Origin of the sequence: Nautilia profundicola AmH, from assembly GCF_000021725.1 — a bacterium.
Lineage (GTDB): Bacteria > Campylobacterota > Campylobacteria > Campylobacterales > Nautiliaceae > Nautilia > Nautilia profundicola.
In genome coordinates this window covers 601,727-624,395 of the sequence record NC_012115.1, presented here as the reverse complement: position 1 = coordinate 624,395, position 22,669 = coordinate 601,727, and the positions used below count along the sequence as shown (strand labels likewise).

The 22,669-nt window shown below is 34.5% G+C and carries 20 protein-coding genes and 1 other RNA gene; 10 read left to right on the top strand and 11 right to left on the bottom strand.

The features are described from left to right. Nucleotide 1: 1 nt before the first annotated feature. The 5 genes from guaB to ppk2 form a co-directional block, all read right to left on the bottom strand. On the bottom strand, nt 2-1,450 hold the full coding sequence (gene guaB, locus NAMH_RS03465; RefSeq protein ID WP_012663452.1) for an IMP dehydrogenase: 1,449 nt from the start codon (nt 1,448-1,450) through the stop codon (nt 2-4). Then, nucleotides 1,447-2,802 (bottom strand): Asp-tRNA(Asn)/Glu-tRNA(Gln) amidotransferase subunit GatA, encoded by a 1,356-nt coding sequence (gene gatA / locus NAMH_RS03460; protein ID WP_012663835.1) that lies wholly within the window; start codon nt 2,800-2,802, stop codon nt 1,447-1,449. The genes guaB and gatA overlap by 4 nt, the downstream gene beginning before the upstream one ends. Next, complete coding sequence (locus NAMH_RS03455) at nt 2,802-2,909, bottom strand: glutamyl-tRNA amidotransferase (protein ID WP_143709737.1); 108 nt, start codon at nt 2,907-2,909, stop codon at nt 2,802-2,804. The genes gatA and NAMH_RS03455 overlap by 1 nt, the downstream gene beginning before the upstream one ends. Continuing rightward, nucleotides 2,902-5,637: an isoleucine--tRNA ligase gene (ileS, locus tag NAMH_RS03450; protein WP_015901933.1), complete on the bottom strand. Its 2,736-nt coding sequence runs from the start codon at nt 5,635-5,637 to the stop codon at nt 2,902-2,904. The genes NAMH_RS03455 and ileS overlap by 8 nt, the downstream gene beginning before the upstream one ends. A gap of 127 nt (nt 5,638-5,764) precedes the next feature. Beyond that, the gene (ppk2, locus tag NAMH_RS03445; protein WP_012663476.1) at nt 5,765-6,565 is read right to left on the bottom strand and encodes a polyphosphate kinase 2; all 801 of its coding nucleotides are present in this window, start codon (nt 6,563-6,565) and stop codon (nt 5,765-5,767) included. A 49-nt stretch (nt 6,566-6,614) separates the two neighbouring features. Between ppk2 and NAMH_RS03440 the strand changes: the two genes are divergently transcribed. From NAMH_RS03440 to NAMH_RS08970, 7 genes are read left to right on the top strand one after another with little or no spacing between them, the layout of a single operon-like run. Next, entirely contained in the window at nt 6,615-7,625 is a 1,011-nt protein-coding gene (locus NAMH_RS03440; RefSeq protein ID WP_012663990.1) for a CinA family protein, read from the top strand. Between the two features lie 12 nt (nt 7,626-7,637). Next, nucleotides 7,638-8,654: a bifunctional 3,4-dihydroxy-2-butanone 4-phosphate synthase/GTP cyclohydrolase II gene (locus tag NAMH_RS03435; RefSeq protein WP_015902683.1), complete on the top strand. Its 1,017-nt coding sequence runs from the start codon at nt 7,638-7,640 to the stop codon at nt 8,652-8,654. Continuing rightward, on the top strand, nt 8,654-9,550 hold the full coding sequence (gene hemH / locus NAMH_RS03430) for a ferrochelatase (RefSeq protein WP_015902552.1): 897 nt from the start codon (nt 8,654-8,656) through the stop codon (nt 9,548-9,550). The genes NAMH_RS03435 and hemH overlap by 1 nt, the downstream gene beginning before the upstream one ends. After that, complete coding sequence (gene dtd / locus NAMH_RS03425; protein ID WP_015902531.1) at nt 9,525-9,950, top strand: D-aminoacyl-tRNA deacylase; 426 nt, start codon at nt 9,525-9,527, stop codon at nt 9,948-9,950. The genes hemH and dtd overlap by 26 nt, the downstream gene beginning before the upstream one ends. Nucleotide 9,951: 1 nt before the next feature. Next, a complete protein-coding gene (locus NAMH_RS03420; RefSeq protein WP_012663596.1) occupies nt 9,952-10,347 on the top strand; it encodes a DUF2914 domain-containing protein in 396 nt (131 codons plus the stop codon). 11 nt (nt 10,348-10,358) lie between these two features. Next, nucleotides 10,359-11,606: a chloride channel protein gene (locus tag NAMH_RS03415; RefSeq protein WP_015902264.1), complete on the top strand. Its 1,248-nt coding sequence runs from the start codon at nt 10,359-10,361 to the stop codon at nt 11,604-11,606. After that, the gene (locus NAMH_RS08970; RefSeq protein WP_012663534.1) at nt 11,603-13,309 is read left to right on the top strand and encodes a mechanosensitive ion channel family protein; all 1,707 of its coding nucleotides are present in this window, start codon (nt 11,603-11,605) and stop codon (nt 13,307-13,309) included. The genes NAMH_RS03415 and NAMH_RS08970 overlap by 4 nt, the downstream gene beginning before the upstream one ends. A 189-nt stretch (nt 13,310-13,498) precedes the next feature. Here the strand turns inward: NAMH_RS08970 and dnaK are convergent, their stop codons facing one another. The 6 genes from dnaK to panB all read right to left on the bottom strand — a co-directional run bounded on the left by dnaK (nt 13,499) and on the right by panB (nt 19,541). Beyond that, a complete protein-coding gene (gene dnaK / locus NAMH_RS03405; protein ID WP_015901989.1) occupies nt 13,499-15,379 on the bottom strand; it encodes a molecular chaperone DnaK in 1,881 nt (626 codons plus the stop codon). A gap of 17 nt (nt 15,380-15,396) precedes the next feature. After that, nucleotides 15,397-15,915 (bottom strand): nucleotide exchange factor GrpE, encoded by a 519-nt coding sequence (grpE, locus tag NAMH_RS03400; RefSeq protein WP_012664031.1) that lies wholly within the window; start codon nt 15,913-15,915, stop codon nt 15,397-15,399. Then, a complete protein-coding gene (locus NAMH_RS03395) occupies nt 15,916-16,662 on the bottom strand; it encodes an HrcA family transcriptional regulator (protein ID WP_015902441.1) in 747 nt (248 codons plus the stop codon). A gap of 102 nt (nt 16,663-16,764) precedes the next feature. Further along, complete coding sequence (locus NAMH_RS03390) at nt 16,765-17,763, bottom strand: AI-2E family transporter (RefSeq protein WP_015901921.1); 999 nt, start codon at nt 17,761-17,763, stop codon at nt 16,765-16,767. Between the two features lie 9 nt (nt 17,764-17,772). After that, the gene (gene ruvB, locus NAMH_RS03385; protein ID WP_015902716.1) at nt 17,773-18,765 is read right to left on the bottom strand and encodes a Holliday junction branch migration DNA helicase RuvB; all 993 of its coding nucleotides are present in this window, start codon (nt 18,763-18,765) and stop codon (nt 17,773-17,775) included. Next, nucleotides 18,765-19,541 carry a 3-methyl-2-oxobutanoate hydroxymethyltransferase gene (gene panB / locus NAMH_RS03380; RefSeq protein ID WP_015901849.1) on the bottom strand — a complete coding sequence of 259 codons (777 nt, stop codon included), beginning with the start codon at nt 19,539-19,541 and terminating at the stop codon, nt 18,765-18,767. Before panB ends, ruvB begins: the two co-directional genes overlap by 1 nt. 50 nt (nt 19,542-19,591) lie before the next feature. Between panB and trpA the strand changes: the two genes are divergently transcribed. From trpA to NAMH_RS09165, 3 genes are all read left to right on the top strand, one after another. Further along, entirely contained in the window at nt 19,592-20,314 is a 723-nt protein-coding gene (gene trpA / locus NAMH_RS03375; protein ID WP_015902803.1) for a tryptophan synthase subunit alpha, read from the top strand. Between the two features lie 181 nt (nt 20,315-20,495). Further along, nucleotides 20,496-20,873, top strand: a transfer-messenger RNA (tmRNA) gene (ssrA, locus tag NAMH_RS09085). A gap of 193 nt (nt 20,874-21,066) precedes the next feature. Beyond that, nucleotides 21,067-22,665, top strand: coding sequence for a methyl-accepting chemotaxis protein (locus NAMH_RS09165; RefSeq protein ID WP_015902032.1), 1,599 nt, complete (start codon nt 21,067-21,069; stop codon nt 22,663-22,665). The last annotated feature ends 4 nt before the right edge of the window (nt 22,666-22,669 follow it).

The window sequence follows — 22,669 nt, the reverse complement described above, 5'->3', positions numbered from 1 at the left end:
ATTATTGATGGTAATTCGGAGCTTCTTTTGTGATAGTAACATCATGAACGTGAGATTCTTTAAGTCCCGCGCTTGTAATTTCTACAAACTCTGCATTTTCCCAGAATGTTGGAATATCTTTCGCACCACAGTATCCCATAGAAGCTCTAAGTCCACCGATTAATTGATGCACCACATCTCTGATTCTTCCTCTGTACGGAACCATACCTTCAATTCCTTCAGGAACCAGTTTATCCGCCGCAGTTCCTTCTTGGAAATATCTGTCGTTACTTCCTTTTTGCATTGCGCCTATACTTCCCATACCTCTATATGCTTTATACTGTCTACCCTGATACATGATAGTTTCACCAGGTGATTCTTCAGTACCTGCTAAAAGGCTTCCTATCATTACACTGCTTGCTCCAACAGCCAATGCTTTTGCAATATCACCAGAATATTTAATTCCACCGTCCGCAATAATAGGAACACCGTGTTTAGCACCTTCTCTTGCACACTCGTCAATTGCACTGATTTGAGGAACACCTACACCCGCTACAATTCTTGTAGTACAGATACTTCCAGGACCGATTCCTACTTTAACAGCATCAGCACCCGCTTCAATCAATGCTCTTGTAGCTTCCGCAGTTGCAACGTTTCCACCTACTACATCTACGTCAAATCTTTCTTTAATAGCTTTTACAACATCCAAAATTCCCTGTGAATGTCCATGAGCAGAGTCTACAACAATTACGTCAACCCCGGCACCCACAAGCGCAGCAGCTCTTTCTACTCCGTTTCCGACTCCTACAGCCGCAGCTACTCTTAGTCTTCCGAATTTGTCTTTATTGGCATTTGGATAAGTTTTTTTCTTTTGAATATCTTTGATAGTAATTAAACCTTTTAAATATCCATTATCGTCAATTATAGGCAGTTTTTCAATTTTATGCTGATGAAGTATATCTTCTGCTTCTTCTAAAGAAATTCCTTCTTTTGCAGTAATTAATGGCATTGGAGTCATTAGATCTTTTACGAATCTTGTAGTGTTTTTTTCAAATCTAAGGTCTCTATTTGTAAGAATACCTACAAGTTTACCGTCTCTGTCAACTACAGGAACACCTGAAATTCTGTATGTCGCCATAATATCAAGAGCTTTTGCGATAGTATCGTCAGGGAAAACTTTGACAGGATCTATAATAATACCGCTCTCACTCTTTTTAACTTTTTCAACTTCTTTTGCCTGTGTTTCAATATCCATATTTTTATGAATTACACCGATTCCACCGAGTCTTGCAATTGCGATAGCCGCCCTTGCTTCAGTAACAGTATCCATAGCGGCTGAAACCAAAGGGATATTTAATGTTACGTTTCTTGTAAATCTTGTAGTTAAATCAACATCCTTAGGTAAAACGTTAGAGTATTTAGGTACTAATAAAACGTCTTCAAAAGTCAGTGCTTTGTATTTTATTCTCATTTGCTTTCCTTTACTAAATTTTCAACTATTTTCGCTCCGTCAAACAGTGTCTGCTCGTCAAAATGTTTAGCTATAAGCTGAAGTCCAATTGGCATATTGTTTTTATCTTTTCCAACAGGAAGTGAAATAGCAGGAACTCCCGCAAGGTTTACGCTAATTGTATATATGTCGCTCAGATACATCTCAAGCGGGTCTTTTTTGCTTCCGAATTCAAATGCGGTAGAAGGTGTTACAGGTGTTAGCACCAAATCGGCTTCGGCAAAAAGTTTATCAAATTCGTTTTTAATTAAATGTCTTACTTTTTGTGCTTTTAAATAATATGCATCGTAATATCCGCTTGAAAGTACGAACGTTCCCAGCATAATTCTTCTTTTTACTTCATCTCCGAACTGAGCTCTTGTTAATTTGTATGTTTCTTTCAGATCTTTTCCTTCGATTCTGTTTCCGTATCTCATACCGTCGAATCTCGCAAGGTTTGAGCTCGCTTCCGCAGTAGCAACCACGTAATAAGTCGCAACATCGTATTTAGAATTCATAAGAGTTTTATGAATAATAGTATGTCCTTCTTTTTCAAGCTCGGCTATAATATCGTTTAGTCTGTTTTTAATATCCTCATCCGCCTCATCGATATAGTTGTCGATTACGGCAATTTTAAGTTTTCTGTTTTCGTTGATTTCTATTTTTTTATTCTCAACCGGTGCGGAAGTTGAATCTTTCGGATCATGCCCCGCTAAAATATTATATAAAATAGCCGCATCTTCCACATTTTGTGTAATCGGACCGATTTGATCAAGTGAGCTCGAGAACGCTACAAGCCCAAGTCTGCTCACTCTTCCGTACGTAGGTTTCATTCCTACAACACCGCAGAAAGCCGCAGGCTGTCTGATAGATCCACCCGTATCACTTCCAAGTGCAGCAACGGCAAGCCCGGCACCTACCACAGCGGCACTACCACCGCTGCTTCCCCCCGGAACCCTGTTTGCATCATGAGGATTTAATGTTTTACCATAGTAGCTTGTCTCAGTAGAACTTCCCATTGCAAACTCATCCATGTTACATCTACCAAACGGACTTAGTCCCGCTTCAAGCATTTTATCAATTACGGTCGCATTGTAAGGGCTTACATATCCCTGAAGGATTTTAGAAGAACATGTAACTTCCCATCCTTTTACATTGATGTTGTCTTTAATTGCGATAGGAACACCGTCACCCATATCGCTTAGATCTTTTCCTAAGAACTGCTCGACATATCCACCAAGTTCTTTGTTTTCTTTTGCTTTTTTATTAATTTCAGCCTTTAGATCTTTTAGCTCTTCTTTTGATAATTTCAGTGCTTCTTTAAGTGTTATCATTAAAAATCTCCTTTTATACTTTTAAGCCATCTGTATACTGCGTAACTTACGCCTATTATAACTATAATATTTAAAAAAATAAACCAAAGCGAAACGGGTTTATCCATTAATCGCCTTTTCGCATCTTTCACATAACGCACCCTCTTCTTCAGCCAAGTATCTCCAGCATCTCGGACACTTGTGAAGAGGTGAACGTTTGATTTTAACTACAAACTGTTCATCACTTATATGAAATTCGTCAAGAGTTTCGCCTTCAATATTATCGCTTATTAAACTTACAACAAAAAAGTCGGCCATTTCGTCAACTAATAATTTATCATAATTCGTCTCTATAGCAAGTTCGAGTGTATCTTTTATAACTTTTTCTTTTTTAAGTCTGTCTACGATTTCAAAAAATCTTCTTCTGATTTCCAAAATCTCTTCGTCAATAGGATTTTCCACGGCGGTAAGTGGCGTATAAACAAAATCAAACACGTCTTTTGCGTCTTCTTTTATAACTTTTGGAGCATGTTCAACCGCTTCGTCCATTGTATATGTAAGGACCGGCGCAAGCAGTGAAATAAGCTCTTTCACAATCACAGCCATTGTGCTTTGAGAATTTCTTCTTTTTTCAGAGTTTAACGGTTCACAGTATAGTCTGTCTTTACAAACGTCCATATAAATCGCACTAAGCTCGGTAACTATGAAGTTGTTTAAAATATTAAACGCTTTAGAAAAGTCGTATTTACCGAAAAGTGCAACTACTTCATCAAACACTTCTTTGCTTCTCGCCAGAATCCATCTGTCGATCATTGAAGGATTTGTTAGCTTGATCTCTTCTAAATCGTTTACGTTTGCAAGCAGGAATCTGATAGTGTTTCTTATTTTTCTGTACTGCTCCGCAACCTGTTTTAAGATACCGTCACTTATTTTGATATCACCGCTGTAATCACTCGTAGCAACCCATAATCTTAAAATTTCGGTTCCGAATTTTTTAGAAACTTCCTGAGGAGCTACAACGTTACCTTTTGACTTACTCATCTTTTCACCTTTTTCATCTACGGTGAATCCGTGAGTAAGGATTGATTTATAAGGAGCTCTTTCCTCAATAGAAGTTGATACGAGAAGTGAACTTTGGAACCATCCTCTGTGCTGGTCGCTTCCTTCAAGATACATATTCGCAGGATATTCCCCGGCATCGTACGGTCCGTTTTTAAGTACGGCAAACCATGTTGACCCGCTGTCAAACCATACGTCTAAAATATCGTTAACTTTTTCAAGTTTCGAAGCCATTTCTTTTTTGCTTTCAGGCAGCAGCTCTTCAATGCTTAAATCATACCAAGCATCCGCGCCTTTTACTTTAAATATTTCATAAACGTTTTCGATTATTTCATCATCTATAATAAGCTCGCCCGTATCTTTGTTTCTGAAAAACGCAATAGGAACACCCCAATCTCTCTGGCGGCTTATACACCAGTCAGGTCTGTTTGCGACCATTGTGCTTAGTCTATTTTTACCTGTTTTTGGAGTAAATTCCACTTTTTCTATTTCACTAAGGGCTCTATGTCTTAGCGTGTCTCCGTTTACTTCTTTATCCATTGCGATAAAGAACTGTTTAGTTGCTCTGAAAATCACCGGATTATGACATCTCCAGCAGTGCGGATAGCTGTGTGTAAACTTAGATACTTTAACAAGGTTATCACCTAAAAGATCTAAAATTTTAGGGTTCGCTTCAAATATATGCATTCCTTTAAATTCTTCAGGCAATAACTTTTCAGTTACGATTAAGTTAGAGTATTTACCTTCATCGTCAACTGGTTGTAAAATTTCACTAAATCCGTATTTTAGCCATACTCTGTAGTCTTCCTCACCGTGTCCCGGAGCCGTATGAACACATCCCGTACCGCCGTCCATCGTTACGTGTTCACCAAGGATTATTACAGATTCTCTTCCGTTTAGCGGATTAATCGCTTTTAAGTTTTCAAGCTCGCTTGCGTCAAACTCTTTAACTATTTCGCCGCTTACAACCTCAGCTTCTTTTAAGTTTTCATACAGTTCTTTTGCTACGATTTTTCCGTCTTCGCTTAATACATACTTCTCTTCAGGATTAAGAGCAATACCCATATTCGCAGGAAGCGTCCAAGGGGTTGTCGTCCAGATAACAATACTTGCGTTATCGATTCCGAGTTTGCTTTTAGCTTCATTACTCAATGGAAACGCAACATAAATTGAATAGTCTTCTTTATCTTCATATTCAACTTCCGCTTCAGCAAGAGCCGTTTTATCGTGCATACACCAAAATACCGGTTTGCTTCTTTCTACCAAAAGACCTTTTTTGGCGATCTCGGCAAGTGCTTTATAAATATTGGCTTCAAATTCGAAATCCATCGTTTTATACGGATTATCCCAATCCCCTATAACTCCAAGGTTTTGGAACTCTTCTTTTTGTATTTCAATAAATTTAGCGGCGTGCTGACGGCAAAGTTCCCTTACTTTGCTTTTAGGCAGGCTCTCTTTTTTTTCACGTCCTATTTTTTTCTCAACCTGCTGTTCGATCGGCAGTCCGTGACAGTCCCATCCCGGAGTGTATCTTACGTCAAACCCCTGAAAATAGTAATATTTAACAATCATATCTTTTAAAATTTTATTAAGTGCGTGTCCTATGTGAATATGTCCGTTTGCATACGGAGGTCCGTCGTGAAGGTTAAATTTGTCGTTACCGACTCTATTTTGTTTCATTCTTTCATATACGTGTTCGCTGAACCATTTTTTGTATTTTTTAGGCTCGTTTTGAGGAAGATTACCACGCATCGGAAAGGTGGTTTTAGGCAAAAGAAGAGTGTCTTTGTAATCCATTGAGGTTTTCCTTTTTTGCAAGGTATTATACCAAAACTATGAGTTAAAAGTGTAAAGTGAAAAGTGAAAAATGAATATTTAATTTATTAACCATTACTTTTCACTTTTAATTTTTCACTATTCACTGTTATTCGATGTGTGAAACAACTTTTACGATCTCCGGATCGGCCGGATAAAAATATTCTTTTTCATCATAGTCAAACTGGGAAAGAAAATCCCTTATTACATTTATTCTTGCTCTTTTCTTGTCGTTTGCGTCAACAATCACCCACGGAGCGTAAGGCGTGGACGTAGCTGCGAACATATCTTCTTTATACTTTTGATAGTCGTCATAATGTTCATAGCTTTTCCAGTCAAGCGTTGAAAGTTTCCATTTTTTTAAAGGATCTGTTTCTCTCTTTTTCAGTCTTTTATATTGTTCTTCTTTCGTAATATCAAGATAATATTTAAAAAACTTAATCCCGTCATCCACTATCATTTCTTCAAATCTCGGAGCTTGCCTTATAAATTTAAGATATTCTTCGTGAGTACAAAACCCCATAACTATTTCAACTCCTGCACGGTTGTACCAGCTTCTGTTAAAAAACACCATTTCCCCTCCGGCCGGAAAGTGAGGTACATATCTTTGAAAATACCACTGAGTTTTTTCTTTATCACTCGGTTTATCAAGCGCTACACTTCTGGCAAACCTCGGATTTAGATATTCGAGTATTCTTTTTATGGTTCCGTCTTTTCCTGCAGTATCAACTCCTTCAAAAACAACTAATAATCTTTTATTATGAAGTTTCAGCCATGTTTGGAGCTTTACAAGTTCTATTTGAAGTTTAAGAAGTTCTTTTTCATAAAACTTCTCTTTCATTTTACCGTTTTTTTTAAACACCTTATCTCTCGGAAGCTGATATTCAGGTAAAATATCTTTCTTTTTCATATCATCCCCTTTTTGATACAATATCTTAATTATAACACAAAGGGCAAAAATGGAAATCTTATTTATAGGTAAAGATTGGAAATTTAAAAAGGCATTAAAAGAAGAATTATTTAAGCATATTGATTATAATAGTATCAAGTACATCGATACATTTGATATCGAATTTAAACCGGCTCAGGAAACACTAATAGTCACGAACAAAAAAACATACCCCCTCGTTGCGAGAATTTTGGCTAATCTGACAAATCAGCAATTGGTAGTTAAAGACGATTTCTTAATTCCCGAACACGCAAAATACACCAAAAACAGCTTTTTAATTGATTATTTTTATCCTATAAATGTAATACTGCTTGAAGATAAAGTTCCCGAAATTTTTATCATAACCCCTGAATATGAGAGTATTAATATATTCAAATTCGACAAAGACACGGCTATGATGTTTTTAGAACCTATTTTCAATGCTCACAAACTAAACTATACCGTTATAGAAAACGAAGGCGGTTTTGTAGAAATCATAACCGAAACTTTAGAAGATATTGTAAAAAAAGAAATATTAAACGTTTTACCGACCGTAGTATTCGGAAATCTTTTCGAACATATCGTAAACAATTTGCCTCCGAAAAAAATCACATTTGCAGAAAGCTGCACGGGGGGACTTATTGCAAGCAGCCTTACTAAAATATCAGGATCAAGCAACTGCTTTGACGGAAGCGTCGTAACATACGCCAACAGAATCAAACACGAATGGCTGGGAGTCGAAGAAACAACCCTTGAAAAATACGGAGCGGTGAGTGAGCAGACGGTAAAAGAGATGCTCCTTGGAGCCATAGAAATCAGCAAGGCGGATTACGCACTTGCTATCAGCGGTATAGCCGGACCAACCGGAGGAACTCCGTCTAAACCGGTAGGAACGGTATTTATAGGAGTGGCGGATAGAAAAACCCTTAAAGTCGAAGAGTTTCATTTTAAGGGTGATAGAAACTACATACAGTACCAGGCAATGATGAATGCGATCAGAATGTTTATCAATTTCAGCGGTTTATATAGTAAAATTCCATAAAAAAGGTAATTTATGCCAAATCCTATTGAGAGAGTAAAAAAAGCAATTGAAGAGATACAAAAAGGCAATATTATTATTATGATAGACGACGAAGACAGGGAAAACGAAGGCGATTTAGTATATGCGGGTGTATTTTCCACTCCTGAAAAGGTTAATTTTCTGGCTAAAGAAGGCCGAGGACTCATTTGCGTCAGCATTACGAACGAAATTGCAAATTCGCTTGAACTAAGACCCATGGTGGATTCCAATAAGGAGAGTTTTTCCACAGCGTTTACAATCAGTGTGGACGCTAAAGAATGTACGACCGGAATCAGTGCGTTTGAAAGAGACCTTACCATTAAAAAACTTTCATCCCCTACAAGCAAACCCGATGATTTCGTAAAGCCCGGACATATCTTTCCTCTTATCGCAAAAGAAGGGGGAGTTCTTGTCAGAACCGGTCACACCGAAGGAAGCGTGGATATATGTAAACTCGCAGGAGTATATCCGAGTGCAGTGATATGCGAAATAATGAATGAAGACGGAACAATGGCAAGAAGAAAAGACCTCGCCGATTTTGCAAAAAAACACAACCTTGCAGTCGTATATATTTCAGACATAGTCGAATACAGACTCCAGTTTGAAACGCTTATAACAAAAGAAAAAGAACAAACCCTTGAAATAGACGGCGTAAAATTTAAAAAAATTATTTTCAAGGACCATTTGGGTCATGAACACTACGTACTCGCAAACAACCCTAAAAACACTACAAACGTTAAGTTTTACAAAGTTACCAAAAACGTGGACTTTCTGCTTAACAGCGATATTTTGAAAGAATACGAAAAAGTACTTGAATACATTAAATATAACGGCGGAGTGATTATATTTATTGATTCAAACTCAAAAGAAGCCGATAAAGAATACGGAATAGGAGCACAGATTCTAAAAGCGCTGGGAATTCAAAACCTTAATCTTTTCAGCAGACACAAAAACGAATTTAACGCCCTTAAGGGATTCGGAATAAATATTAATAAATATCTGGAGGTATAATGAAAAAAGCGATAATACTGTTAAATATGGGAGGGGCGAGAAGCCCTGAGGAGCTTAAAGAGTTTTTATACAATATGTTTAAGGACAAAAGAATTATATCTTCTCCTATAAGACACATATTAGCTCCTCTTATTTCAAACCTCAGGTACAAAAAAGTATGGGGAAACTACGAAAGCATAGGCGGAAGCAGAATATACGACCTCACAGGGAAACTGTGTGAAAATATGAAAAAACACACCGACACCGACGTAATTTACGCAATGAGGTATACGAAACCCCATCTTAAAGAAATTATCGGTAAATACGAAGAAGTAACGCTTCTTCCGCTTTATCCGCACTACTCTTTTACAACATACGAAAGCTCATTGGATGAACTGAAAGAAACAAACTATTCAGGAAAAGTAAACATAGTAAAACCGTTTTTTGAAGATGAAAGGTTTAATGAAATCATAACCGAGAATATATTAAATTCCGTTAAAAACCCTGAGGAATGGCACCTGATATTCTCCGCCCACGGTCTTCCGAAAAAGATGATTGAAAGAGGAGATGAATACCAGTCTCACATAGAAAAACATGTAGATCTTTTAAAAGAAAAACTACAAGGTTTCAAATCGGTAAACCTCGCATACCAATCAAGATTCGGATTTGCCGAGTGGCTCAAACCCTATCTTCACGAAGAGCTTGAAAAATACAAAAACGAAAAGGTATTAATTTACCCTATTTCGTTTATGATCGACAACAGCGAAACGGATCTGGAACTTAAAGTAGAATATAAACATCTGGCCGATGAAATAGGAATAAAAGAGTATAAAGTCGTAGAATGTCCGAATGAGAGTGAAAAAGTGGCAAAATTTTTAGTGGAGCTTGCTAATGAAAGCAGTACTTCAGAGGGTTAAACATTCAAGCGTAAGCGTTGAAGGTAAACTTATAAATGAAATTAACGAAGGCCTAAATGTACTTATAGGATTTGAAAAAGACGACAATGATGAAAAACTTAAAAAAATGGCTAAAAAAATTGTCTCTTTAAGAATATTCGGTGAGAGATTTGAAAAAAGTGTAGCAGATATAAAAGGAGAAATCCTTTTAATACCGAACTTCACAATACCGGCCATTACAAAAAAAGGCACACGCCCTAATTTTCAAAATTCTATGCAGCCTTCTACTGCAAAAGAATTTTATGATAAAATGGTAAAAGAATTAAATAATTACATTCCAACAAAAGCCGGTGTATTTGGAGCCGAGATGCAAGTTGAAATAACAAATAACGGTCCTGTAACTATTATTTTGGAGGTCTAAAATGAAAAAAATATTGCTTTTATGTTTTACATTAATTACCCTATTTGGCTACGATGTAAAAGAATTTGTAACTTGTAAAGATGTTCAAAATCTAACACCGGTAGAAATAACGGACAAATTTACTACAGCAGATAAAAAAGTATATGCTTTTGCATATTTTACAAATATTGAAGAAAATTCATTAATTGATTTTATTTGGGAAAAAGAAGTTAATGGCATATGGAAACTTTATGCCGATATTCAATTGCCTATTTTTGCAGGAGTAAGATGGAGAACATATTCAAATATCACTATTCGTCCATTTTTTACAGGTAAATGGAGAGTAAGTATTGTTGAAGGAAATGATACTATTGATACAAAAGAATTTTATATCACAGAAGCAAATGAAACAAAATAACCTGGAATTAAATGATTTTTAAACTCATCGTCACATCAATTTTAATAGGTATAGTAACAGGTTTTTTTATTGTAATTTATTCATTATTTACAAAATTTTTATCTTTTATTCTTTTTTTAGGTGATCCTTATGAAACTATATCCACATTACCTGTTTGGTATTTATATCTGATCCCTTTTATCTCAATAGTCATTATAAATTATTTAATTTCTAAAAATCATACTGTTAAAGAATATGGTGTTTCTGAAATTGCAACTGCTGTTGAAGAGAATAAAATTCTTTTTACACTTAAAGATTTAATACTAAAAATATTTGCCTCGGCTTTATCAATCGCAAGCGGCTTTGCTGTCGGAAACGAAGGTCCGTCTGCAGCAATAGGAGCCATGATCGCTCAAAAGTTTCATAATCTAATCAAACTGCCTAAAAATATGCTTAAAATTTCATTAAGTATAGGGGCAAGTAGTGGTATTGCAGCAATATTCGTATCACCAATAACCGGTATAATGTTTGCAATTGAAAACATTGCTTATGAGTTTGTAAAAAATTTTTCGAGTTATTTAATATTAGGCAGCATCATATCCTTCAGTATAGCCTGGCATTTTTTAGAACCCCTGATTTTCACTTATTCTACTGGCAAATTTTTAGAATATAAATATATTTTTGCAAGTTTTATTTTCATCCCTATCATTACTCTTTTTATTTATTTTTATTTAGCATTAAAAGATATCGTGTTAAATTTCTTAAAAAACAAATTGCCTTATTCCCAGAAAAATTTTTATATGGCTGCTATAGGTAGTTTGGTTATAGGAACAATTTTACTTATATCTCCTTATGCAGCTTTCAGCGGTCATGAAGTAGTTAAAATTCTTATTAATGACTACGGTCATTTTCCATTATATATGATTTTTATTTTAATTGTATTGAGAATAATCGCAACAAGTACTTCATTATATGCTAATGCAGTAGGAGGATTATTTATTGCTCTTATGAGCATAGGCGCTTTAGTTGGTTATGGATTTGCTGAATTTATGAATTTATTTAATTATAAAATCGAACCGTTTTATTTTGCTGCGATAGGTGCCGCTGTATTCATGGGTGTTAACATGAGGTTACCTCTCACAGCCGTTGTATTGGCTTTGGAAATTACATACGATTATAATGTTATAGTCCCTACTGCAATAAGTGTGGTATTGGTTACGTTTATTACGACACTAAAATTCGATATAAAAAAAGCATCTGCGAAAAAAGGTTTAAAATGAAAAGCTGGATTATTTTAGTTTTTTCGTTATTTTTATATTCACAGACTTTAAATGATATTTTAAAACAAATACCGGAAAGTTCACCAAATTATTCTTTAGCGAAAATATTAATATTAAAAACAAATACATTAAAATTTGAAAAACCTGTGATAAATATTAATCCTAAAAACGAGAAAGAGTATTTGAGTTCTTTTTTCCAACTTGTAAAGCTTTTAAATCTATCATATAACCTTCCTAAACAAATCAACGAATTACAGGATAAAATTATAATTTTGCAAAGTCAAACCGATCCAATTTCTCAAATCCAACTGCAATACTTCCAAAAAAATTTGGATATTAAAAATAAAATTTTAAATTATATTAGTAATAATTTTGCTGCTTTTGAAGAAAAACTATTTAATAAATTGCACTTGATTAAATTCAATAATGAAGTTGCAAAAAGAAATATTGAAAATCTCAAAAATCAATTAACAAAACATCAACAAAAACTTGAAAAATTAAAAATTGAATTACAAAAATGGAAGTTGTTGAATAATAAAAAAAATATATTAATTACACAACAAGAAATAAATAAAACATTAAATAATGTAAAAAAATTATATAAAAATTTATTAAATGAAGAACTTATTATATGGTTTTATGAGCTAAAAAATAAAAACAAAAGCGCTTTTAAAACTGATGATTTTATTCTTGAATATGCAAAAAAAGCCGACTCTTCTATTTATAAACCTCTAAATCAGATAATTATAGATTATGAAAAATTTACATTTGGTGCTAAAGTGTTCGTATACGGAGCTAAAAAAGAACTTGAAATATTTACGCAAAAGACGCTTAATATAATTAATTATCCGATATTCAAAGTAGGCAATAGAACAATAACTCCTTTAAATTTTGCAATATTTATTTTAGTATTAATTATCGGATGGTTTATAGGTAAATATTATAAATATATTATTTACCGATTAAGGCATAAAAAAAATATATCATATTCAACTGCTACATTATTAGCAAATATGGGCTATTATTCTATTCTTACCCTTTCTTTTTTAATTGCTCTTAAAGTCGTAGGGCTTGATTTAAGTTCACTTGCAATAATCGCAGGTGCTCTTTCTGTCGGTATCGGTTTTGGTTTACAAAACGTTGTAAGCAATTTTGTAAGCGGCATTATTTTAATGTTTGAGAGAAGTATCAAAGTGGGAGATTATATTCAAATAGACCAGGATACAAGAGGAGAAGTTGTAGATATTTCAATGCGTTCAACTGTAATACGTACCAATGACAACATCAATTTAATCATCCCAAATCAGTCCTTTATCCAAAACAATGTAATCAATTGGACTTTGGGAGATGATATCGTAAGATTCAGGGTGCCTTTTGGTGTAGCATATGGAAGCGATATCGATAAAGTGGAAAAAGTGATATTAAACGCTATTTCAAAAGCTAATCTGCCATATATTAAAAAACATTCAACTCTTGACACAACACCACTTGTTGTTTTTATGGAAATGGCTGATAGCAGTCTTAATTTTGAACTGTTTGTATGGGTTAAAGGAGAATATGCAAGACGCCCGAGACGTACAAGAAGCGAATTTTTAAAAGTTATTTATAAAGCTTTAAACGAAGCAGGAATAAACATTCCATTCCCACAGCAGGATTTACATATTAAAGATTCCGTTCCTTTTGAAATTAGAATTAAAAAATAAATCTTACAGTTTAGATCTATTAATTAATACAGTCTCTATTTTACTGACAGACCGACATTAAAAGATCTAAATACAAAACAAGAAATTTTCATTTTACATAAATAAACAATTTTTCCAACCTCCACAATAACACAACATTATAATAGTGCCAGACACCAATATAAGTAAATAAAAAAAAGAAGAAGTGGATTATTCCACTTCTGCATCGATAACGTCGTCGTCACCGCCTTTATTTTGGTTTTGCTGTTGTGCTCCACCTTGTGCTTGTTGCTGTTGAGCCATATTCTGTGCAACATTCTGAAGCTCAGTATTAATTTCATTTTTAAGAGCTTCTATTTTCGCTTTATCTTCGCTTTGCTGTTCAATAAGCTCTTTAGCTTCTTTGATTTTAGCTTCAAGTGCGCTTACGTCACCAAGTTTGTCTTTATTGTCGTTAATGAATTTCTCAGCCTGATATGCTACAGCGTCAAGCTCATTTCTTGCTTTAATAGCTTCAATTCTCGCTTTTTCTTTTCTGTTAGCTTCTTCAGCTTCTCTAACCATTCTTTCGATTTCTTCTTCGCTTAGAGTTGAGCTTCCTGTAATTGTAATTTTTTGCTCTTTACCGCTTGTTTTGTCTTTAGCACTTACATTAAGCACACCGTTTGCGTCGATGTCGAATGTAACTTCGATTTGAGGTACTCCTCTTGGTGCCGGCGGAATTCCTTCAAGGTTGAACTGTCCAAGTGATTTATTGTCTTTTGCAAGTTCCGCTTCACCTTGTAATACATGAATTGTAACCGCTGTCTGGTTGTCTTCAGCAGTACTGAACACCTGTGATTTCTTAACAGGTATAGTTGTACCTTTTTCGATAATTTTAGTCATAACCCCACCGAGTGTTTCAATACCAAGGCTAAGCGGTGTTACGTCAAGTAATAATACATCTTTAACGTCACCTTTCAATACACCTGCCTGAATTGCCGCACCAAGTGCTACAACTTCGTCAGGGTTAACTGATTTATTTAGTTTTTTACCGTTAAAGTAATTGCTTACAAGCTCTTGTACTTTAGGGATTCTTGTTGAACCACCAACCATTACGATTTCATCAATTTCATCTTTGCTTAGACCTGCATCTTCAAGTGCAGTATCAATGTGTCTTAATGTTTCTTGTAACAGATCATCGATCATTGCTTCGAATTTAGCTCTTGTTAATTTTTTAACAAGGTGTTTTGGTCCGCTTGCGTCAGCTGTAATGAACGGCAGGTTAATTTCAGTCTCTTCTTTTGTTGATAATTCTTTTTTAGCCTGCTCTGCAGCGTCTTTTAATCTTTGAAGCGCCATTTTGTCTTGGCTTAAATCGATTCCAGTTTCAGCTTTGAATTCACTGATTAACCAGTCAACAATTCTGTTGTCGAAGTCATCCCCACCAAGGAATGCGTTACCGTCAGTCGCAAGTACCTGGAATGTACCATCACCGATTTCAAGTACTGTTACGTCGAATGTACCACCACCAAGGTCGTATACTAAGATTTTTTCTTCACCTTTTTTATCAAGTCCGTATGCAAGTGCTGCTGCTGTCGGTTCGTTAATAATTCTTAGTACATTAAGTCCTGCGATTTTACCAGCTTCCTGAGTCGCTTTTCTTTGGCTGTCGTTGAAGTATGCAGGTACAGTAATTACCGCTTCAGTTACTTCTTCACCAAAGAACTCTTCAGCGTCTTTTTTAAGTTTCATTAAGATTTTTGCTGAAATTTCTTGCGGAGTATATACTTTTCCGTCTACTTCTACAGCACACGCACCGTTTTTGTCAACGATTTTGTACTGTACGTGTTTTTTAGCTTCCTGAGCCTTAGGCTCGTTACACATCATACCCATAATTCTTTTTACAGAATAGATTGTTCTTTCAGGGTTTGTAATCGCCTGTCTTTTTGCAGGTTCACCTACTAATACTTCACCTTTGTCAGTGAACGCTACAACTGATGGAGTAGTATTTCTACCTTCTTTATTAGCAATGATTTTCGCATCTTTACCATCATAGTATGCCATTGCTGAGTTTGTTGTTCCTAAGTCAATTCCTATTACTTTTCCCATTATTTCCTCCTTAAAGTTTATTTTTTATTTATTGTTACCATTGACGGTCTTATAACTCTTCCTTTTAGAGTATATCCCTTTTGATAGATATCAACTATCTGACCGTCTTCATGTTCTTCGCTTTGTACCTGCTGAATAGCCTGATGAATTTCAGGGTTAAATTCATCATGCTCTACCGGCTCAATACCGTGGTTTTTAAACGTATCAAGCAGTTTTTTAAGTGTAAGTTCGACACCTTCAAGAAGTTTGTCGAACGCTTCGGCTTTATCTTCTATATCTCCTGAATGTGCGATAGCAAGTTCAAGAGAATCAACCACCGGCAACAGATCCTTTGCAAATTTTTCATATGCATATTCTATTGCACTGTCTGCTTCTTTTTGAAGAAGCTTCTTATCGTTTTCGCATTTTGCATAAGCTCTTAAGGCTTCATCAAGTTTAGCCTGAAGCTCTTCATTTTGTTTTTGAAGCGCTTCTATATCAACTTGATTTTCATTTTTTTCTTCATGTTTTTTTTCATGATGCTTTTTTTTACTCATTTATTCCCCTCCTTTCACGGGTTTCGTTACTTCAAAAAAATCCGTATATATATTACCCACAAGTAATATATTTTTGTAAACATTATTACTGTTTTTCATAGTTTTGAAAATTAAATAATCATCAAAGAAACTTATCCCTTTTGGATAAGAACTAAAATTGAACTTTTCAAAAGACTCAGTATTAATGTCTTCTTTATAAATAAATTTCTTATTAAAAGCTTCATATTTATAAAGCTTTTTTATCGACTCATACTCTTTTTTCAAACCTATGTGCAAAAGATATTTTCTTAATTCATCTAAAAGAATACCTTTTACAGATTTGAATAAAGTATATAAATTGTCATCATATTTAAATACAACTTCATCTTTTTCAAATTCCAAAACGATAAATTTGTTATTTAAATTATACACATTAACAAGCAACTGATTTTCAAACATCTCAATCATAACATATATATCTAATTCTTCAGCTTTTTCTCTCAAATCAATTTCGTCATCGACAGTTCTATTTTTTAAACTGTCCCGCCAAAATGACTTCATAGCTTTCACACTCGGATACGAACCGCTCGAAAAATGTTCCTTTTCAACCAGTTCATTTTCCTCAAGCTTTTTCAAATAGCTTCTGATACTTGATGCCGAAAAAGGCAAATTAGCTATTTCTTTTAATTTAGTTGAGCTCAACGGTTCACTTTTTGTTAAGTAAACCTGTATTAACTCATTTAATACTAACTCAACTTTTTTGTTCATTTTGGCACTCTTTTTTGTTTTTTGACAATGTGATTATACAACATTATAAAGTAAATGTCAAGTTTTTTAATTGATAATTTTAAAAAACTTGAGTCTATTTGACTAAATCTTTTCATAGAAACGTAATATTGATATAAACATAGCTGTTACAGCCGGTCCGATTATAATACCCCATAGTCCGAAAGAAGACAATCCTGCTACGATTGAAAAGAAAATAAGCAATGAATTAAGTTCAGTATCAGCATCGAAAGTTTTTTTAACAAACTCTATAATAATCGGCTTTATAAAAGTATCTGCTATTATTGAAATAACAATAATTGAATATAAAGCAACAACCACAGCTCCTGTTGTGTTACCTATAGAATACAAGTAAAGGCTTACAGGTCCCCACATAATGACGCCACCTATTACAGGGATCAGTGACGAAAACGCATACATAATAGTAAAGAAAAAGAAATTAAAGCCATAAACTTTTGCAATAATTCCAAAAAGAATACCCTCAAGTATTGCGGTAAATACCGTAGAATAAAACACTACACTCATTACTTCGCTTGTTCCGAAAAACAGTTTTTCAAGCTGTTTTTCTTCCAAAGGTATCACTTTTTTAAAAAATTCCATTATTTCTTTACCGTATAATGTGGCAAAAAAGAAAAAGATAACAATTAAAAAAGCATCTTTAATAAAAACGGCACTTTTTGCTGTAAGTGTTCCAATAATCGGAGCCACCGTATTATATATTTGTGCAATATTATCAGGATTTATATATTCATGAGCTTTCTCAGCAACAAATTGAGGTAAATACTGAAGAAGATCCTGTGCTTTTATTATAATATTTTTAATATTTTCAATATCTATATGTGATATAAACTTCCCCGCTGTCACAACAAAATATAAAATAGGTCCGAATATTAAAAGCGCAAATATTAAAGTTACTACTGTAGAGGAAAGATATTTATTTTCAATTTTATTACTAATTAAAACACTAACTTTACCAAAAGCAATCGCCATCAGTGACGCTATAGCAATATCAAGAAGATACGGTTTGTATGTCAGATATACAAAATATCCAACAACAATAGTTAGGAATGTTAAAAATTTCATGTTTTTTCCTTAAAACAGACTCCCTGCCGGAAATCTAAGTATTTCATACGCTTTTCTTGTGGCTATTCTGCCTTTTGGTGTTTTTTCCACAAAACCATTTGCAAGTAAAAACGGTTCTATCACCTCTTCAATAGTCCCCTCATCTTCACTTAAAGCCGCTGCTATTGTTGAAAGACCAATAGGTTTTTTGGCATCTGCAAGAAGTGTTAAAAATTTTATATCAAGCTCGTCAAACCCGTGTTCATTAATACCAAGCTCGTCAAGCGCGTATTTAGTTGTTTTGTGTGTGATTGTGTTTTCATCTTTAATTTCTGCAAAATCCCTGACTCTTTTAAGAAGTCTTAGTGCTATTCTCGGTGTTCCACGTGAGCGTTTTGCAATTTCTACGGCTGCATTTGACTCGATTTCTTTACTTAATTTTTGTGCGGCAAGTCTTATGATTTCGCTAAGCTCTTCATGGTTATAGAAATTGAGTCTGAAACTCATACCGAATCTGTCACGAAGAGGATTAGAGAGCATACCGGCTCTCGTTGTAGCACCGATAAGCGTAAATCTCGCAACATCGAGTTTGATAGTCTGGGCTGCAGGACCGCTTCCGATTACGATATCAAGTCTGAAATCCTCCATTGCCGAATAAAGCACTTCTTCAATTGATGCTTTTAGACGGTGAATTTCATCGATAAAGAGAATATCTCCGTCTTCAAGGTTCGTAAGAATAGCTGCCAAATCCCCTGATTTTTCAAGCATAGGAGCAGATATTGTTTTTAGATTACTTCCCATTTCACTGGCAATAATATTTGCCAAAGTGGTTTTCCCAAGCCCTGGAGGTCCGAAAAATAGGATATGATCAAGTGATTCTCCTCTCTTTTTTGCCGCTTCTATAAACACTTTCAGATTCTTTTTAATCTGCTCCTGCCCAATATATTCATCAAGATTCTGAGGCCTTAGAGATTTCTCATAAACCTCGTCAAAACTCACTTTTTCAACTTCAACTATTCTCATTAATATATTTCCTCTTCACCCGGGAATTTTCCGTTTTTTACATCTTCCGCGTATTTTTTAACCGCATCTCTTACAAGCTCGGCTCCGTTTAAATAGCGGCGGACGAATTTAGGCTTAAACTCTTCAAAAAAGCCAAGCATATCGCTCCACACAAGAACCTGTCCGGTTGTATATCTTCCGGCACCTATTCCGATAGTCGGGATATTTACACTCTCCGTAATTTCACGGGCCACGTCTTCTTTTACACCTTCAATCACAAGCATTACGGCTCCGGCTTCTTCGATAGCCTTTGCATCCTCAAGAAGTCTTTTTCTTGAGTCTTCATCTTTTCCTTTTACGATGTATCCTCCTTCACTTCTGCTAAACTGCGGCATAAGCCCGATATGCCCCACTACCGCTATTGCATTATCCGTGAGCAACTTAACATGCTCGGCCTTTTCCGCACCTCCTTCGAGTTTCACGGCGTCGGCTTTTGTTTCTTTATAAATCCTTACGGCGTTTTCAAGACCTTTTTCAGGAGTCACATAACTTCCAAACGGCATATCGCACACGATATATGCTTTTTTAGCACCGTTACATACCGCTCTTGTATGATAAATCATCTGATCAACCGTAGCGTTTAACGTGTCACTTTCTCCCAAAAAGCTCATATTTAGGCTGTCACCTACCAAAATAATATCCGCAATATTGTCAAAAATTTTTGCAAAAAGCGCATCATATGCGGTAATCATTGTAAGTTTGTCTTTTTTATACAATGTTTTTAAAGTATTTTTCATTACCATCCTTTGGTATAATTTCACTAACTTAATTATACCAAAGGAAAACGATGAAAAAATTAATTTCATACGTAACAACAGGATATCCTGATAAAAATTTTACCATTGATTTGATTTATACCTTAAAAGAATCCGGAAGCGACGCTATTGAGCTTGGTATTCCATTTTCAGACCCGGTTGCCGACGGTCCTGTAATTCAAGAAGCCAACAAAAGAGCTCTTGAACTTGGATTTAAATTAAACGATGTATTTGAAGTAAGCCAAAAAGTAGGAAACGATATAGATACTTATTGGATGGGATACTTTAACAATTTTTACCACAAAGGATATGATTTTATGGTTCAAAAGGCACAAAACGCAGGTGTTAAAGGATTTATTATTCCGGATCTTCCATATGAAGAGGCCGTAACTTATGAAGATATTTTTCCTTTAATATCTTTTGTGGCACCAACCGATTCTAAAGAAAGAATAAAAACTATACTTAAAAATCCTAAAGAGTTTATATATATGGTAGCATATGCTGGAATTACGGGAGCAGATAAACAAGAAGATTTAAGTGAAATCATAAACACAGTCAAAGAAATTACTGCTACACCTTTGTATATAGGCTTCGGTGTAAATGAAAAAACCGCACGTGAAAAATCAAAAGGCGTTGACGGGGTAATTGTCGGAAGCGCATTTATAAAAGTACTTCTTGAAGATATAAGCAACACTGAAAAGCTGAAAAAAATTTCTCAAATAGCCAAAACAATAAAAGAGGAAATCAACTCATAACGGGATTGATTTCCGACCGCTCTATTAAAATAATTTAACGACATTATTTGAATGAAAAATTTATTATAATTTTAGTGGTGGATCTTTTCTTAAAGTTTGCTTAAGAATATCTTGATTTTTTAAGGAAAATTTGATATTATTCCATTAGTCATTCGCGGGTGGTTCTTATAGAGAATCTCCCGGGGATGACTTGGATTTCGACAGGGGTAGAAAGCCCTAAGCTGCACGCACGCCTGGGCAAGCGTTAAAACGGCCCAAAAAAAATAAACGCAGCAAATAATACAAATTACAGCCCAGCAGTAGCTAGAGCTGCTGCTTAATTAAGTAGTTTCGGGCGCCTCTCTCCACTAAGGCTTTCCGCCGCCTTGGAGAGAGAGTAAAGTGCGGATAGGAGGTTCTCCTTCGGGTGTGGGAGAGCTTCCGAAACAATAACACCCCTCAACTCCATCAAGGCTTTGTCCGCTGAGCCTGGAGTTGCAGTATAATCAACGGACTAAGCGTGTAGACGCTTAGGGTACTCTACTTCTGGACTCGGGTTCGATTCCCGACATCTCCACCAAGCAATAATTAGTGTCAGGCACTATAATTAAACACTCTGATTTGTCATATACATTATATTTCTATTATGTTAAAATAAACAATCTTTTATTTTATTAAATCAATTTAATTTTAATCAAACATTGTTATAAATATAAGTACGATTTATTTCAATAATAGTTTTTAATTATAAAAACGCAAAAAAGGATTCATTAATGAATATTAAAAAGTTTTTTCAAATAGTTGGTTTTGTCGTTTTAATATTTATAATTGGAAGCGGTGCTTTTTTATTTTCACTTTCATCCCAAGTAAAAAAAGAAATCGACGCAGCCATTACACATGTAATTCCTACTCTTGTAAACCTATACGAACTTAAAGATGACGTATCGGAAATTAAAAGATACAGTATCGAAGTAGCCCTAAAACATAATAAAAGCGAATTAAAACAAGTAAATCATTTATTTGAAATTGCATTTCAGTCAATCGATAAACTTAAAAAAGCGCACAAAGACGTACCTGATGTTTACAACGACATAGTTTCATTTGAAAAAGATTTAAAAGAATTCCATAAATTAACAATTGAAATGATAAACGCATACCTTACAAATAAAAACGGGATTAAGTATCTTGAAAAAGTAAACAGGTTTTCTCTTAAATTAAACCATTTCTTAAACAAATATATCAAAAGACATGAAATAAAAATTGTAAAAATACTAACAAAAGTCGATAAAGAAGTCGGAAGCACATCATTTGATATTACACTCCTCTTTACAATACTTTTAATACTTATAGGTAGTTCTATGCTTTATATTTACAAAAGACTATCAAACTCATTTAACGAACTTAACAAAAACATCTTAAACATCGTTGAAGGAGAAGGAGACCTGACAAAACGTATAGAAATAAAAACAAAAGATGAGATTAGTGAAGTTGCAGAAAATATGAACAAACTAATAGAAAAACTTCAAAACACAATCTCTGAAACTAAACACTTAAGTTCACAAAATGCTAATTCAGCAAACTCAATTGCAAGCAACACAGCTAATGTAGAAAATAGAATCATCCAAGAAAGTAACAACATTAAAAACATCGACGTATCTTTAAAAACTATTCTTGAAAAAGTTGAAAATTCAAAAGATTTCGCACTCTCAACTAAAAAAGATATAATTCACACACAAAAAGAACTTGATAACGCAAATGAACAAATTGATCAGTTAACACAAAAAGTTTACGAAATATCAAATAAAGAAAGCGAACTTTCAGAAAAAATAAAACAGCTAAATCAGGAAGCTCAGGATGTAAAGTCCGTACTTGATGTAATACGAGAAATTGCCGACCAAACAAATCTTCTTGCACTAAATGCCGCAATAGAAGCGGCACGTGCTGGAGAACACGGCAGAGGTTTTGCGGTTGTTGCCGATGAAGTAAGAAAACTTGCGGAAAAAACTCAAAACTCTTTAACAGAAATTGATGCAACACTGAATTTAATTGTAAAATCAATAATGGAAGCAAGTGAGGATATAAACAAAAACTCAAACGAAATTGTCAATCTTTCTCAAGAAACACAAATTACAAAAGACGAAATATCAAGTAGTCTCGATAAAATGAAAAATTCAACTACAAAAGTAGAAAAACTTGTAGATGATTTTGAAAACGTTACAAATCTTGTGAACGATGTTAGTGATAAAACAAATAATTTGTTAAATATTTCACTTGAAAACACCAAAAGTATTAAAGATATAAACATTGCAATTAAAAATTTGGATAAATCGGTAAACAAACTTGATTCAATCATGCAAGCATATAAAGCATAAAGGA

Coding starts and splice junctions, on each gene's coding strand:
- NAMH_RS08970 (WP_012663534.1), top strand. CDS start 11,603: ATGAAAAGCTGGATTATTTTAGTTTTTTCGTTATTTTTATATTCACAG.
- NAMH_RS03435 (WP_015902683.1), top strand. CDS start 7,638: ATGCCAAATCCTATTGAGAGAGTAAAAAAAGCAATTGAAGAGATACAA.
- NAMH_RS09165 (WP_015902032.1), top strand. CDS start 21,067: ATGAATATTAAAAAGTTTTTTCAAATAGTTGGTTTTGTCGTTTTAATA.
- NAMH_RS03420 (WP_012663596.1), top strand. CDS start 9,952: ATGAAAAAAATATTGCTTTTATGTTTTACATTAATTACCCTATTTGGC.
- ileS (WP_015901933.1), bottom strand. CDS start 5,637: ATGGATTACAAAGACACTCTTCTTTTGCCTAAAACCACCTTTCCGATG.
- ppk2 (WP_012663476.1), bottom strand. CDS start 6,565: ATGAAAAAGAAAGATATTTTACCTGAATATCAGCTTCCGAGAGATAAG.
- ruvB (WP_015902716.1), bottom strand. CDS start 18,765: ATGAGAATAGTTGAAGTTGAAAAAGTGAGTTTTGACGAGGTTTATGAG.
- NAMH_RS03440 (WP_012663990.1), top strand. CDS start 6,615: ATGGAAATCTTATTTATAGGTAAAGATTGGAAATTTAAAAAGGCATTA.
- panB (WP_015901849.1), bottom strand. CDS start 19,541: ATGAAAAATACTTTAAAAACATTGTATAAAAAAGACAAACTTACAATG.
- dnaK (WP_015901989.1), bottom strand. CDS start 15,379: ATGGGAAAAGTAATAGGAATTGACTTAGGAACAACAAACTCAGCAATG.
- NAMH_RS03415 (WP_015902264.1), top strand. CDS start 10,359: ATGATTTTTAAACTCATCGTCACATCAATTTTAATAGGTATAGTAACA.
- guaB (WP_012663452.1), bottom strand. CDS start 1,450: ATGAGAATAAAATACAAAGCACTGACTTTTGAAGACGTTTTATTAGTA.
- grpE (WP_012664031.1), bottom strand. CDS start 15,915: ATGAGTAAAAAAAAGCATCATGAAAAAAAACATGAAGAAAAAAATGAA.
- hemH (WP_015902552.1), top strand. CDS start 8,654: ATGAAAAAAGCGATAATACTGTTAAATATGGGAGGGGCGAGAAGCCCT.
- gatA (WP_012663835.1), bottom strand. CDS start 2,802: ATGATAACACTTAAAGAAGCACTGAAATTATCAAAAGAAGAGCTAAAA.
- NAMH_RS03390 (WP_015901921.1), bottom strand. CDS start 17,763: ATGAAATTTTTAACATTCCTAACTATTGTTGTTGGATATTTTGTATAT.
- trpA (WP_015902803.1), top strand. CDS start 19,592: ATGAAAAAATTAATTTCATACGTAACAACAGGATATCCTGATAAAAAT.
- NAMH_RS03395 (WP_015902441.1), bottom strand. CDS start 16,662: ATGAACAAAAAAGTTGAGTTAGTATTAAATGAGTTAATACAGGTTTAC.
- dtd (WP_015902531.1), top strand. CDS start 9,525: ATGAAAGCAGTACTTCAGAGGGTTAAACATTCAAGCGTAAGCGTTGAA.
- NAMH_RS03455 (WP_143709737.1), bottom strand. CDS start 2,909: ATGGATAAACCCGTTTCGCTTTGGTTTATTTTTTTAAATATTATAGTT.